The organism is Acidovorax sp. (assembly GCF_034519795.1).
Lineage (GTDB): Bacteria > Pseudomonadota > Gammaproteobacteria > Burkholderiales > Burkholderiaceae_C > Acidovorax.
Map to the genome: position 1 here is coordinate 158,610 of NZ_JAXHOB010000030.1, position 13,421 is coordinate 172,030.

A 13,421-nucleotide genomic window follows, 5' to 3' on the forward strand; every position below is an offset into this window, starting at 1 on the left:
CTTCTCTCCTCCCATGAACGCCCCTGCTGCCTCCATCCTTGTCGTGGACGACGAGCCCGACCTGCGCACGCTCTACGAACTGACGCTGCTGCGCGAAGGCTACCGCGTGGAGACAGCCGCCAGCGTGCAGGAGGCGCGCGAACAGCTCAAGGCGCACCGCTTCGACGCCGTGATCACCGACATGCGCCTGCCCGACGGCTTTGGCATGGAGCTGCTGCAAGACCTGCGCGACCAGCAGCGCAAGGAGCGCTGCGTGGTCATGACGGCCTATGGCTCGGCCGAAAACGCCGTGGAAGCCTTGCGCTCGGGGGCCTTCGACTACCTGACCAAGCCGGTGGATCTGAAACAGTTCCGCTCCGTGGTGGCCTCTGCCATCCAGGGCACGGGCGGCGTGCCCGCACCCCGCGCGGCGCGCACCCCGGGCGGGCGCCAGAGCGGTGCGGTCGATGCCCAGGCCTCGTCGTCGGCGCTGGACCGGCTGGTGGGCGAATCGGCCGCCATGCGCAACGTCAAGCAGCGCGTGGCCAAGGTCGCGCGCGGCATGGCGCCGGTGCTGATCCACGGCGAGTCGGGCACCGGCAAGGAGCTCGTCGCCCAGGCGCTGCACGCCAGCAGCCAGCGCGCAGACGGCCCCTGGGTGGCCGTGAACTGCGGCGCCATCCCCGAGAACCTGCTCGAGGCCGAGTTCTTCGGCGCGCGCAAGGGCTCCTACACCGGCGCCAGCCAGGACCGGGACGGCTACTTCCAGGCGGCACGCGGGGGCACCCTGTTCCTCGACGAGATCGGCGACCTGCCGCTGGCCATGCAGTCGAAGCTGCTGCGCGCCATCCAGGAACGCAACGTGCGCGCCCTGGGCTCCACGCAGGAAGAAACCGTGGACGTGCGCATCGTCAGCGCCACGCACCGTGACCTGGCGGCCGACGTGCAGACCGGCCGCTTCCGCCAGGACCTTTATTACCGCCTGAATGTGATCGAGGTCGTGATCCCGCCGCTGCGCGAGCGGCGCGAGGACCTGCCCGCCCTGTGCCGGGCGCTGCTGGCGCGCATCGCGCAGGAGTCGGGCATGCCCGTGCCAGCACTGACCGAGCACGCGATCCAGGCGATTGCCGCCCACCCTCTCACCGGCAACGTGCGCGAGCTAGAAAACCTGCTGCACCGGGCCGTGGCCCTGAGCGAGGGGGACGAGTTGCACGTGGACGGCGTGGCACCGCCTGCGGGTGGCTTTCCTGCCGTCGGCAGCGCAAGCCCAGCCCCCGCACAGACTTCAGACGCCGCAGCGCTCACCCCCAACGCCGTGCCGGACACGCTGCAGGCGGATGAGGCATCGTCGCCTCGGCCTGCCCTGGGCGCAGCGCCCGGCGCCAGCACGCCCCTGCCCAGCGACCTGCAGGCCTGGCTGGACCAGCAGGAGCGCGACATCCTGGTGCGCGCACTGCGCGAGGCGGGGTTCAACCGCACGGCCACGGCGGCACGTCTGGGCATCAGCCTGCGCCAGATCCGCTACCGCATTGCGCGCCTGAACATCGCCGTGCCCAATGACCAGGATGCCCATGACGACATCGGCTGAGGTGCCGGGCGCCGCCGGGTCCCCCTGGGACCAGGGCTGGCACCGGTCGGCCGTGCGCCAGCCCTCGCCCAACTTCGGCCCGCGCCCGCCGGCAGCGCAGATCGACCTGATCGTGGTGCACTCCATCAGCCTGCCCCCGGGCCAGTACGGGGGCCCGGGCGTGCGCCAGCTGTTCACCAACACGCTCGACTGGGACGCACACCCGTACTACCAGGGCATCCGCGGCCTCACGGTGTCCGCGCACTTTGTCATTGATCGCACCGGGGTGCTCTGGCAGTTCGTGGACTGCGACCAGCGCGCCTGGCATGCGGGGCCCTCGGCCTACCGGGGCCGCGCGCAATGCAACGACGATTCCATCGGCATCGAGCTCGAAGGCCTGGAGGGCGAGCGCTTCGAGGCCGCCCAGTACGCCACGCTGGCCTGGCTGTGCCGTGACATCGCGCTGCGCTATCCCATCGCCCACCTGGCCGGCCACGAGCACATCGCCCCGGGGCGCAAGCACGACCCGGGTGCGGGCTTCGACTGGCCTGGCGTACAACAGGCGCTGGGATGGCCGGCGGAGCGCTTTCCCGCCGAGACCCGGCCGGCAGACGGCAACGGCGCCTGAGCCCCGCACCGGCCAGCGGTCCAGGCGATGTCGCGACGGCACATCAGGCCGCATTTTTTCAAAAATAATTTTTTGTGCAGATGCACAAGGCAGGCACGCCAATCTGCACGCGGCCCGCCGCGCAAAATCGACCCGCATCGCGCGCCACTGCGTGGTTTTTGCGTGCATCCATCGGGCACATCGCGCGTGCAGGACAGGCGCCCATAGGCCGCTCCAGCGTGGGGAAACATGCTGTTTCGGGTTTTCGCATCCCCGGGAGCGGTACACTACCGGTAGCGTATTGAACGCAACTGACACACCATATATAGTGTGCGACAGGCCAAAAACTGGCGCACCACTTCTCCCCCGCGGCGGCACTGCCACCCGCCTGCACATTCCAGACAGCACCCAAAAAGAGGACATCCATGCACGCTGCTTTGAACACGCCTTCATCCACCACCCGCCCCGCATCCCAGGATGCGCACGAGGCATCCTCCGCTGTGCCAGAGGGAGCGAACACGTACTCCCACTACCAGATCATCCGCCGCAATGGCGCCGTGGTCCCGTTCGAGCCGCAGAAGATTGCCGTGGCGATGATGAAGGCGTTTCTGGCAGTGCACGGCACCCAGGGGGCGGCCTCGGCCAGCGTGCGCGAAGTGGTGGACACGCTGACCCAGAACGTTGCCCGCGCCCTGGCGCGCTCGCGCCCCGGCGGCGGCACCTTCCATATTGAAGACGTGCAGGACCAGGTGGAACTGGTGCTGATGCGCGGCGGCCACCACGAAGTGGCCCGCGCCTACGTGCTGTACCGCGAAAGCCGCACCCAGGAGCGCGCCCGCCACGTCGAGCAGGAGGCACAGGCTGCCCCCGCCCCCGCACTGCACGTGCTGGACGGCGACAAGCGCGTGGTGCTGGACCTGGTGCGCCTGCAGGGCCTGATCGAGTCGGCCTGCGTGAACCTGGGCGCCGACGTGTCGGCCCAGCCCATCGTGGCCGAGACCATGCGCAACCTGTACGACGGCGTCCCCATGGACGAGGTCTACAAGGCCTCCATCCTGGCGGCCCGCACGCTGATCGAGAAGGACCCCGACTACACCTACGCCACCGCACGCCTGTTGCTGCACACCATCGTGCGCGAAGTGCTGGGCCGTGAAGTCGCCCAGGCCGACATGGGCCAGAGCTACGTGGACTACTTCCCGCAGTTCATCCAGAAGGGTGTGGACAACGAACTGCTGGACCCGCGCCTGCTGACCTTCGATCTGGCCCGCCTGGGCGCCGCCCTGAACGCCGACCGCGACCTGCAGTTCGACTACCTGGGCCTGCAGACCCTGTACGACCGCTACTTCCTGCATGTGCGCAAGACCCGCATCGAGCTGCCCCAGTGCTTCTTCATGCGCGTGGCCATGGGCCTGTCGCTCAACGAAGCCGACCGCGAAGCCCGCGCCATCGAGTTCTACGAGATCCTTTCGAGCTTCGACTTCATGTCCAGCACGCCCACGCTGTTCAACAGCGGCACGCTGCGCTCGCAGCTGTCCTCGTGCTACCTGACCACAGTGCCCGACCACCTGGAAGGCATCTACGACTCCATCAAGGAAAACGCCCTGCTGTCCAAGTTTGCCGGCGGCCTGGGCAACGACTGGACGCGCGTGCGCGCCCTGGGCTCGCACATCAAGGGCACGAACGGCGAATCGCAGGGCGTGGTGCCCTTCCTCAAGGTGGTCAACGACACCGCCGTGGCCGTGAACCAGGGCGGCAAGCGCAAGGGCGCGGTCTGCACCTACCTGGAAACCTGGCACCTGGACATCGAGGAGTTCCTGGAGCTGCGCAAGAACACCGGCGATGACCGCCGCCGCACGCACGACATGAACACGGCCAACTGGATCCCCGACCTGTTCATGCGCCGCGTGATGGAAAAGGGCACCTGGACCCTGTTCTCGCCCTCCGACGTGCCCGACCTGCACGACCTGTTCGGCACCGCCTTCGAGAAGGCCTACGTGGCCTACGAACAGAAGGCCGCGCGCGGCGAGATCAAGCCCTCCAAGACGGTGCAGGCCACCGACATGTGGCGCAAGATGCTGACCATGCTGTTCGAGACCGGCCATCCCTGGATCACCTTCAAGGATGCCTGCAACGTGCGCTCGCCCCAGCAGCACGCCGGCGTGGTGCACTCGTCCAACCTGTGCACCGAGATCACGCTGAACACCAGCGACACCGAGACCGCCGTCTGCAACCTGGGCTCCGTGAACCTGCTGCAGCACTTGAAGGACGGCCAGATCGACCACGCCAAGCTGCGCAAGACCATCACCGTGGCCATGCGCATGCTGGACAACGTGATCGACATCAACTACTACGCGGTCACCAAGGCGCGCGACTCCAACCTGCGCCACCGCCCCGTGGGCCTGGGCCTGATGGCCTTCCAGGACAGCCTGTACGAGCTGCGCATTCCCTACGCCTCGCAGGCGGCCGTGGAGTTCGCCGACCGGTCGATGGAAGCCATCTGCTACTACGCCTACTGGGCCTCGACCGAGCTGGCCCGCGAACGCGGCCAGTACGAGAGCTACAAGGGCTCGCTGTGGGACCAGGGCATCCTGCCCCTGGACACGCTGGACATGCTGGCCACGGCACGCGGCGGCTACGTCGAAGTGGACCGCTCGGCCACGCTCGACTGGGATGCCCTGCGCAAGAAGATCAGCGAGGACGGCATGCGCAACTCCAATTGCGTCGCCATCGCCCCCACGGCCACGATTTCCAACATCATCGGCGTGGACGCGTCGATCGAGCCCTCGTTCGGCAACCTGTCGGTCAAGTCCAACCTGTCGGGCGAGTTCACCGTGATCAACGGCGGCCTGGTGCGCGACCTCAAGCGCCTGGGCCTGTGGGACGACGTGATGATCATGGACCTCAAGCACTTCAAGGGTTCGCTGCACCCCATCGACCGCGTGCCGGCCGACATCAAGGCGCTGTACTCCACGGCCTTCGAAGTCGACTCGCAATGGCTGGTGGAAGCCGCATCGCGCCGCCAGAAGTGGATCGACCAGGCGCAGAGCCTGAACATCTACATGGCCGGTGCATCGGGCAAAAAGCTCGACGACACCTACAAGCTGGCATGGTTGCGCGGCCTCAAGACCACCTACTACCTGCGCACGCAAAGCGCCACGCACGTGGAGATGAGCACCGTGAACACGCGCCAGCTCAACTCCGTGTCCTCGGGCAGCGATGCAGGCTCTGCACAGGCCGCGCCGGCCAAGCCGAGCGCGATGGAAGCGGCCGCTGCAGCCGCTGCCGCGCAGGCCGCCGCACTGCCTGCCACCGACGTCAAGTTCTGCGCCATCGATGATCCAACCTGCGAGGCCTGCCAGTAAGGCCTCATGAAGCGGCGCGCATGCGGACCCATGCACGCCGCTTCGGTGCTGTGAAGCAACAAAACGTTGCTGCACAACGCTGCGGTGCTTTCCTTTTTGCAGCACTGCTTTCATAATCCGAACACTGGAAAATCTATGTTGTCCTGGGACGAAGAAGTCAAGCCCTCATCGCAAAATCAACTGGACGGTGGACTGCACAAAAGCCACCCGGCGGAACAGCCGCCTGTGTCTTTCCAGACCCCCTCGCTTCAGGAAGTGCATGCGTCGATGACAGCATCCGCTGCACCGCAAGCCACCCCTGCCGCAGCACCCGCGCACCGCCGCGTGAACGCCGCCGACAAGCGCATCATCAACGGCCAGACCGACGTCAACCAGCTGGTGCCGTTCAAGTACAAGTGGGCCTGGGAAAAGTACCTCGCCACCTGCGCCAACCACTGGATGCCGCAAGAGGTGAACATGACGCGCGACATCGCGTTGTGGAAGGACCCCAACGGCCTGACCGAAGACGAGCGCCGCATCATCAAGCGCAACCTCGGCTTCTTCGTGACCGCCGACTCGCTGGCCGCCAACAACATCGTGCTGGGCACCTACCGCCACATCACCGCGCCCGAGTGCCGCCAGTTCCTGCTGCGCCAGGCGTTCGAGGAAGCGATCCACACGCACGCCTACCAGTACATCGTGGAGTCGCTCGGCCTGGATGAAGGCGAGATCTTCAACGCCTACCTGGAAGTGCCCTCGATCCGCGACAAGGACCAGTTCCTGATCCCCTTCATCGAGGCGATCATGGACCCCAACTTCCACACCGGCACCTTCGAGACCGACCAGACCCTGCTCAAGTCGCTGATCGTCTTCGCCTGCCTGATGGAAGGCCTGTTCTTCTATGTCGGCTTCACGCAGATCCTGGCGCTGGGCCGCCAGAACAAGATGACCGGTGCAGCCGAGCAGTACCAGTACATCCTGCGCGACGAGTCGATGCACTGCAACTTCGGCATCGACCTGATCAACCAGCTCAAGCTGGAGAACCCGCACCTGTGGACCGCGGAGTTCAAGGCCGAGATCAAGGCCCTGTTCATGCAGGCCGTGGAGCTCGAGTACCGCTATGCCGAAGACACCATGCCGCGTGGCGTGCTGGGCATGAACGCGTCGATGTTCAAGGGCTACCTGCGCTACATCGCGAACCGCCGCGCCACCCAGATCGGCCTGGAGACGCTGTTCCCCAACGAAGAAAATCCCTTCCCCTGGATGAGCGAGATGATCGACCTGAAGAAGGAGCGCAACTTCTTCGAGACGCGCGTCATCGAGTACCAGTCGGGTGGCGCATTGTCCTGGGACTAGCCTCGCAGGTGCACGCACGCCATGGATCCCCACACCACGCCCTGCACGGACAACGCCCAAGCGCGTTGCCGTGCAGGGCGTTCCCGTGTTCATGGAGATGGGGCACGCCCCATCTCCATGGATCGCTTCATGTCCACTGTAGACACGAAGTGCTCTTTGCAAATTGACTCAAGGAGAACATGATGGCAACTGCGAAAAAACCCGCTGCAAAGAAGGCAGCTCCCGCGAAGAAGGCTGTAGCTGCAAAGCCAGCGGCCAAGAAGGCCGCTCCTGCCAAGAAGGCAGCAGCACCCGCCAAGAAGGCCGCTCCTGCCAAGAAGGCAGCAGCACCAGCCAAGAAGGCCGCTCCCGCCAAGAAGGCAGCAGCACCCGCCAAGAAGGCCGCTCCCGCCAAGAAGGCAGCAGCACCAGCCAAGAAGGCCGCTCCCGCCAAGAAGGCAGCAGCACCCGCCAAGAAGGCCGCTCCTGCCAAGAAGGCAGCAGCACCAGCCAAGAAGGCCGCTCCCGCCAAGAAGGCAGCAGCACCCACCAAGAAGGCCGCTCCTGCCAAGAAGGCAGCTGCACCCGCCAAGAAGGCTGCCGCTCCTGCCAAGAAGGCAGCTGCGCCCAGCAAGAAGGCTGCCGCTCCTGCCAAGAAGGCCGTAGCCGCCAAGAAGGCCGCCCCTGCACCCGCCAAGAAGGCAGCTCCTGCCAAGAAAGCGGCCAAGGCCCCAGCCCCTGCGCCAGCTGCAGCAGCAGCTCCCGCAGCGCAGACCACGCTGAACCCCCAGGCAGCATGGCCCTTCCCTACGGGCACCAAGCCGTAAGTCTTTGCCTTACGCGCTGCGCGCTCAACCCGGTGCTTCGGCACCGGGTTTTTTTATGCCCGGACGCACAGTGCCGGGTGCCACGCCGGCGCCGCGCGTGGCACCGCGCGGCACCCCGATCGGCTCACACAGGCTGGAAGTCGAGCGTGTAGCTTTGCGGGCCGCGCTGCGCGATCTTGAGGGCACCGACGCGGTTGCCCAGCTCCGCACACTTCACCAGCGGCCAGCCACGCTCCAGGCCGAAGAGCAGCGCACCGCGCCAGGCATCGCCGCAGCCCGTGGGGTCCACGACGGCGGCCGGCACCACGGCAGGCACCAGCGTCTTATCGCCCTTGACCCAGACCTCGCAACCCTCGCCACCCAGAGTCACCACCAGGCCATCGACGCGCTGCGAGATCTCGGCCAGGCTCCAGCCCGTGCGCTCGCTGAGCATCTTGCCCTCGTAGTCGTTGACCGTGACCCAGGTGGCCTGCTCGATGAAGCGCGAGAGTTCGGCACCGTTGAACATGGGCAGGCCCTGGCCCGGATCGAAAACGAAGGGAACACCGGCCGCCACCAGTTGCGCAGCGTGCTCGATCATGGCGTCGCGGCCATCGGGCGCGATGATGGCCAGGTGGATGCCCGCGCCGGACTCGATGCGGTTGGCATGGGCCTGCATCATGGCGCCGGGGTGGAAGGCAGTGATCTGGTTGTTGTCGCGGTCGGTCATGATCATGGCCTGCGCGGTGTGCACATCCTGGACCTGGCCCACGAAGCGACGGCTGATGCCCAGGTCGTCCAGGCGCTGCAGGTAGTCCGCACCATCGCTACCCACCATGGCCATGGGCACGGGCTCGCCACCCAGCAGCTGGAGGCTGTAGGCGATGTTGCCGGCACAGCCGCCGAAGTCGCGGCGCAGTGAGGGCACGAGGAACGACACATTGAGGATGTGCAGTTGCTCGGGCAGGATCTGTTCGGCAAAGCGACCCTCGAAGGTCATGATGGTGTCGAATGCCAGGGAACCACAGATAAGGGCAGCCATAGGTGGGAAGAAAGTGAAGGGTTGGAAAGAGAGGCCCGCGATCCCGGTGGAATCAGGGGTAGAAAGTCAGCAGCCGGTAGCCCGACACCCGTGAGGCACCCGTGGTCACTACCACCGACAGAGAGGTGCTCCACTCGCCGCGCGCAGGCAGTTCGACGGGCGCCGCGAGATCGGCCGGCAGCAGCACCCGCCGCAGGACGGGCTGGTCCTGGGCATCGGTGAGGGTCAGCTCCACTGCGGGCATTTCCAGCGGTATCGTGGCGCGGCTCTTGACGGTGAGCGACAGCAGGTAGCCCTCGCCACGCGCCTTGTTGAAGGAGGAGCCGTCGATCACCACATCGGCAATCTGGCGCTGGGGCGCCAGCGTACAGCCCAGATGTGCGCACAGCTGCTGCAGCCAAGGGCGCGCCCTGCTGTCCATCGCGGCGATGCGGTTGCGCTCGTGCACGGCGACCTGTACGGCCAGCACCCCGAGCAGCAGCACGAGCGCCAGCGCCAGCAGGGTGCGCACGAGCGGCCGGCGCCAGAAGGCCTTGCGGCGCGCGGCGCGCACGAAGCTCACCTCTTGCGCATCGGAAGCATGGCCGGCCGGCAGCTCGTCCTCGTCGGCATCCAGCGCTGTCGCCGCCGCAGACCCACGTCCACCGCTGGAGGCATTCGCCCGCGGGGGTGCCGATGCCGGAAAGACCGGATCGGGCATGAGCTCGAAGTCCGCATCGGGAAACGGCGTGATGGAATCGGAAAACCCGCTGGTGGGCGCTGGAGATGGCGCAGCCCCCGGCCTGCGCCAGGGTGCGGGCTCGGGTACGGGGGCGACCACCGGCGCGGGCGCAGGCACCACGGCCGCCGGGCCGAACAGCGGCACGCCGTCATCATGGTCGTCGTCCTCGTCCAGCAGCACGGACCCACGCCGGGCCGCTGCGCTGGACAGGTCCAGGGGCGGATAGGGATCCTGCTCGCCCAGGTCCTCCGACAGGGACATGATTTCCGTGTCCGGGCCATCGTCGTCGCGGGCATCGCGGCCGCCGCGGCCTTCGCCCTCGGCCCTGGGCAGGGAGTCGGAAAAATCCGCCGTGGGCAGCTCGTAGCCGGCAGGCAGCGCCATACCCTCGGCGGCCGGGTCCAGCACGCCCTTGGGCAGCGCGGGGCCGGCCACCGGGGCCAGGTCGGCCAGCAGCGACGCGGCCAGCCCGGGCATCACCTGGCTCTCCTCGCGTGGCTGCGGGGGCACGAATGCCGCGGGCGGAGGGACGGCTGCTGCCGGCGGCGCTGCGGGTGTCGGGCGGGGTGTCGCCAGCGGCGGCGCGGGCGCTCGCCAGCCAAAGGGCTGCAAGGGCTCCAGGCTCAGATCATCGGCACCGAGCGCCGTGGAAGCTGCGCGCGTCGCCGACAGGAACGCCGGAACGGTGGGCGCAGGGATATCGAAAACCTCGCCAGCCGTGCCGCCGGAGGCGCCCGCCGCCGCAGCCGGCGGTGCCGCCAGGGGCGCTGCCGTCGCAGGGCCTGGTACGGGCGCCGGTGGCTGGAGCACGCGGCCCGCGGGCTTGTTCTGAGGCGGGTCGAAGACCCCCCAGGCGCCACGCGCCTCGGGCGGCCGTGCCACGACGGTGGGTGGCGGCCGCGTATCGGTGAGCGACACATCGGGCAGCATCGGCGGAGGCGGCGCGGCCACCAGGTGCGCCGCCGCATCGAACACTTCCTTGCACTGCCCGCAACGCACCCAGCCTTCGGAAATGCGCAACTGGTCGGCGACCACCTTGAATTGGGTCGCGCAGGCCGGGCAGCGTGTGATCTGGCTCATCTGCGATGGATTGTAGGGTGGGACGTATGCAGTCCCGCGCCTGGCATCAGCGCGATGCCGTCATGAGGATCCAGCCGTCCTCGGTGTCCGCCACCTCGAGCTTCACCCAGGGTGCGTAGGCTTCCTTGAGCTCCTCGGCCTGGCGCGCCAGGATGCCCGCCAGCACCAGGTGGCCGCCGGGCGCCACGTGGTTGCACAGCAGGGGCGCGAGCACGCGCAGCGGCGTGGCCAGGATATTGGCCAGAACGGTCTGGTACGGGCCGCTGGCCTTGTCGGGCAGGCCGGCACGCAGCTGCACGCCGTTGGCCGCCGCGTTCAGCACGGTCGATTCGACGGCCGCCGTGTCGATGTCCACCGCATCGATGTCGGTGGCACCGAACTTGGCCGTGCCGATGGCCAGAATGCCCGAGCCGCAGCCGTAGTCGAGCACGCGGCCGAAGGCGGCAGCACCCTCGCCGGCAGCACCCTGGCGGGCGATCCAGCGCAGGCACATGCGGGTGGTGGGGTGGGTGCCCGTACCGAAGGCCAGGCCCGGGTCCAGGCGGATGCTGCGCACGGCCTGCGCCGGCAGCTCGTGCCAGGTGGGCACGATCCAGAAGTCGGGCGTGATGTCCACGGGGGTGAACTGCGACTGCGTGAGCCGCACCCAGTCCTGGTCGGCCACCTCGGCCACACCCAGCACCTGGCAACCCTCGAAGAAATCCTGCACGGACAGCAGTTGCTGCGCCTCGCTGGCGGCCTCGCGCGTGGGGAACAGGGCCACGACGCGGCTGCGCTGCCAGCCGTCCTTGGGCGGCGGCATGCCGGGCTCGCCGAACAGGGCCTGCTCGGCGTCGGTCTGCGCGTCGGCGTCCTCGACCGAGACGCTCAGCGCATCCAGCGCGTCCAGCGCGTCACTGACCGGCTCGATCCGGTCTTCAGGGCACATCAGCATCAGCTCGAACATGGGCGCAGGCCTCTCAGAAAAAATGAAATGCCGGCCCCCGTTGCCAGGGGCCAGCATGTGGATCCACCAACGGACAGCCCGCTCAGCGTTTGTGCTGCGAGAGCCACTCTTCCAGGTAGTGGATGTTGGTGCCGCCGGCCATGAACTTGGCGTCCACCATCAGCTCGCGGTGCAGCGGCACGTTGGTGTTGATGCCTTCGATCACCGTCTCCGACAGCGCGGTGCGCATGCGCGCCAGCGCCTGTTCGCGCGTATCGGCGTGCACGATGATCTTGCCGATCATCGAGTCGTAGTTCGGCGGCACGAAGTAGTTGGTGTAGGCATGCGAGTCCACGCGCACACCGGGCCCGCCGGGCGGATGCCAGGTGGTGATGCGCCCTGGCGAGGGGGTGAACTTGTAGGCATCCTCGGCATTGATGCGGCACTCGATGGCATGGCCCCTGATCTCGATCTGGCGCTGGGTGAAGGGCAGCTTCTCGCCCGCGGCGACCATGATCTGCGTGCGCACGATGTCCACGCCCGTGATCCACTCGGTCACCGGATGCTCCACCTGCACGCGGGTGTTCATCTCGATGAAGTAGAACTCGCCGTTTTCGTAGAGGAACTCGAAGGTGCCCGCACCGCGGTAGCCGATCTTCTTGCAGGCGGCCACGCAGCGCTCGCCGATCTTCTCGATCAGCTTGCGCGGGATGCCCGGCGCCGGCGCTTCCTCGATCACCTTCTGGTGGCGCCGCTGCATGGAGCAGTCGCGCTCGCCCAGGTAGACCGCATTGCGGTGCTTGTCGGCGAGGATCTGGATCTCGATGTGGCGCGGGTTCTGGAGGAACTTCTCCATGTACACCGCAGGATTGCCGAACGCAGCGCCGGCCTCGGCCTTGGTCATCTGCACGGCATTGACCAGTGCGGCCTCGGTGTGCACCACGCGCATGCCGCGGCCACCGCCGCCGCCAGCGGCCTTGATGATCACGGGATAGCCCACGGCCTTGGCGATGCGGCGGATCTGCACCGGGTCTTCGGGCAGCTCGCCTTCGGAACCCGGCACGCAGGGTACGCCGGCACGGATCATGGCCTGTTTGGCCGAGACCTTGTCGCCCATGATGCGGATCGACTCGGGCGTGGGGCCGATGAACTGGAAGCCGCTCTTTTCCACGCGCTCGGCGAAGTCGGCGTTCTCGGACAGGAAGCCATAGCCGGGATGGATGGCCTCGGCGTCGGTCACTTCGGCGGCCGAGATGATGGCCGGCATGTTGAGGTAGGACAGCGGCGAGGGCGCGGGGCCGATGCACACCGCCTCTTCGGCCAGCTTGACGTACTTGGCGTCGCGGTCGGCCTCGGAGTAGACCATCACGGCCTTCACGCCCAGTTCATGGCAGGCGCGCTGGATCCGCAAGGCGATCTCACCCCGATTGGCAACAAGGATCTTCTTGAACATGCAAGCCTTACTCGATCACGAACAGCGGTTGTCCGTATTCCACGGCCTGGCCGTTCTCGCCCAGGATGCGGGTGACCGTGCCCGACTTGTCGGCCTCGATCTCGTTGAGGATCTTCATGGCCTCGATGATGCAGATGGTCTCGCCTTCCTTGACCTGGCTGCCGATCTCGACAAAGGCCTTGGCGCCGGGGCTGGACGAACGGTAGAAGGTGCCGACCATGGGCGACTTGACCACATGGCCTGCGGGCGCGACCGGGGCGGGCGCAGGCAGCTCGGCCACGGGGGCGGCTGCAGCCTGTGCAGGGGCGGGAGCCTGCTGCATGGGCGCTGGTACATACTGCTGGACCACGGCGCTGCCGCTCTTGACGATACGGACCTTGCCCTCGGCTTCCGTGATTTCGAGTTCGGACACATTCGACTCGGACACGAGATCGATGAGGGTTTTGAGTTTTCGCAGATCCATGAAAGCTCCAACGGCTAAAAACTGAACAGGGCGCGAATTTACTCCAAATTCGGCCTATACCCGTCTTTGGGTCACAATTTTGATGAACGCCAGAGCGTCAAA

At 67.0% G+C, this 13,421-nt stretch carries 10 protein-coding genes; 5 read left to right on the plus strand and 5 right to left on the minus strand.

What is annotated here, in order from left to right:
* Positions 1 to 13 precede the first annotated feature (13 nt).
* The 5 genes from U5N23_RS29585 to U5N23_RS29605 all read left to right on the plus strand — a co-directional run bounded on the left by U5N23_RS29585 (position 14) and on the right by U5N23_RS29605 (position 7,656).
* A complete protein-coding gene (locus tag U5N23_RS29585; RefSeq protein WP_322596265.1) occupies positions 14 to 1,567 on the plus strand; it encodes a sigma-54 dependent transcriptional regulator in 1,554 nt (517 codons plus the stop codon).
* The gene (ampD, locus tag U5N23_RS29590; RefSeq protein WP_322596266.1) at positions 1,551 to 2,174 is read left to right on the plus strand and encodes a 1,6-anhydro-N-acetylmuramyl-L-alanine amidase AmpD; all 624 of its coding nucleotides are present in this window, start codon (positions 1,551 to 1,553) and stop codon (positions 2,172 to 2,174) included. Before U5N23_RS29585 ends, ampD begins: the two co-directional genes overlap by 17 nt.
* A gap of 404 nt (positions 2,175 to 2,578) precedes the next feature.
* Positions 2,579 to 5,515 carry a ribonucleoside-diphosphate reductase subunit alpha gene (locus U5N23_RS29595; protein ID WP_322596267.1) on the plus strand — a complete coding sequence of 979 codons (2,937 nt, stop codon included), beginning with the start codon at positions 2,579 to 2,581 and terminating at the stop codon, positions 5,513 to 5,515.
* Positions 5,516 to 5,650: 135 nt separating this feature from the next.
* Positions 5,651 to 6,850: a ribonucleotide-diphosphate reductase subunit beta gene (locus U5N23_RS29600; RefSeq protein WP_322596268.1), complete on the plus strand. Its 1,200-nt coding sequence runs from the start codon at positions 5,651 to 5,653 to the stop codon at positions 6,848 to 6,850.
* 182 nt (positions 6,851 to 7,032) lie between these two features.
* Positions 7,033 to 7,656 carry a histone gene (locus tag U5N23_RS29605; protein ID WP_322596269.1) on the plus strand — a complete coding sequence of 208 codons (624 nt, stop codon included), beginning with the start codon at positions 7,033 to 7,035 and terminating at the stop codon, positions 7,654 to 7,656.
* Between the two features lie 124 nt (positions 7,657 to 7,780).
* Here U5N23_RS29605 and U5N23_RS29610 read toward each other — a convergent pair whose 3' ends face one another.
* The 5 genes from U5N23_RS29610 to accB all read right to left on the minus strand — a co-directional run bounded on the left by U5N23_RS29610 (position 7,781) and on the right by accB (position 13,319).
* Entirely contained in the window at positions 7,781 to 8,677 is an 897-nt protein-coding gene (locus tag U5N23_RS29610; protein ID WP_322596270.1) for a carbohydrate kinase family protein, read from the minus strand.
* A gap of 52 nt (positions 8,678 to 8,729) precedes the next feature.
* Positions 8,730 to 10,478 carry a zinc-ribbon and DUF3426 domain-containing protein gene (locus tag U5N23_RS29615; protein ID WP_322596271.1) on the minus strand — a complete coding sequence of 583 codons (1,749 nt, stop codon included), beginning with the start codon at positions 10,476 to 10,478 and terminating at the stop codon, positions 8,730 to 8,732.
* A 46-nt stretch (positions 10,479 to 10,524) separates the two neighbouring features.
* Complete coding sequence (prmA, locus tag U5N23_RS29620) at positions 10,525 to 11,424, minus strand: 50S ribosomal protein L11 methyltransferase (protein ID WP_322596272.1); 900 nt, start codon at positions 11,422 to 11,424, stop codon at positions 10,525 to 10,527.
* A gap of 82 nt (positions 11,425 to 11,506) precedes the next feature.
* On the minus strand, positions 11,507 to 12,856 hold the full coding sequence (gene accC / locus U5N23_RS29625) for an acetyl-CoA carboxylase biotin carboxylase subunit (RefSeq protein WP_007861132.1): 1,350 nt from the start codon (positions 12,854 to 12,856) through the stop codon (positions 11,507 to 11,509).
* Between the two features lie 7 nt (positions 12,857 to 12,863).
* Entirely contained in the window at positions 12,864 to 13,319 is a 456-nt protein-coding gene (accB, locus tag U5N23_RS29630) for an acetyl-CoA carboxylase biotin carboxyl carrier protein (protein ID WP_322596273.1), read from the minus strand.
* Between the last annotated feature and the right edge of the window lie 102 nt (positions 13,320 to 13,421).

Excerpts from the sequence above, each read along its gene's own strand:
- prmA (WP_322596272.1), bottom strand. The coding sequence starts at position 11,424 with ATGTTCGAGCTGATGCTGATGTGCCCTGAAGACCGGATCGAGCCGGTC.
- U5N23_RS29585 (WP_322596265.1), top strand. The coding sequence starts at position 14 with ATGAACGCCCCTGCTGCCTCCATCCTTGTCGTGGACGACGAGCCCGAC.
- ampD (WP_322596266.1), top strand. The coding sequence starts at position 1,551 with ATGACGACATCGGCTGAGGTGCCGGGCGCCGCCGGGTCCCCCTGGGAC.
- U5N23_RS29615 (WP_322596271.1), bottom strand. The coding sequence starts at position 10,478 with ATGAGCCAGATCACACGCTGCCCGGCCTGCGCGACCCAATTCAAGGTG.
- accC (WP_007861132.1), bottom strand. The coding sequence starts at position 12,856 with ATGTTCAAGAAGATCCTTGTTGCCAATCGGGGTGAGATCGCCTTGCGG.
- U5N23_RS29600 (WP_322596268.1), top strand. The coding sequence starts at position 5,651 with ATGTTGTCCTGGGACGAAGAAGTCAAGCCCTCATCGCAAAATCAACTG.
- U5N23_RS29610 (WP_322596270.1), bottom strand. The coding sequence starts at position 8,677 with ATGGCTGCCCTTATCTGTGGTTCCCTGGCATTCGACACCATCATGACC.
- accB (WP_322596273.1), bottom strand. The coding sequence starts at position 13,319 with ATGGATCTGCGAAAACTCAAAACCCTCATCGATCTCGTGTCCGAGTCG.
- U5N23_RS29595 (WP_322596267.1), top strand. The coding sequence starts at position 2,579 with ATGCACGCTGCTTTGAACACGCCTTCATCCACCACCCGCCCCGCATCC.
- U5N23_RS29605 (WP_322596269.1), top strand. The coding sequence starts at position 7,033 with ATGGCAACTGCGAAAAAACCCGCTGCAAAGAAGGCAGCTCCCGCGAAG.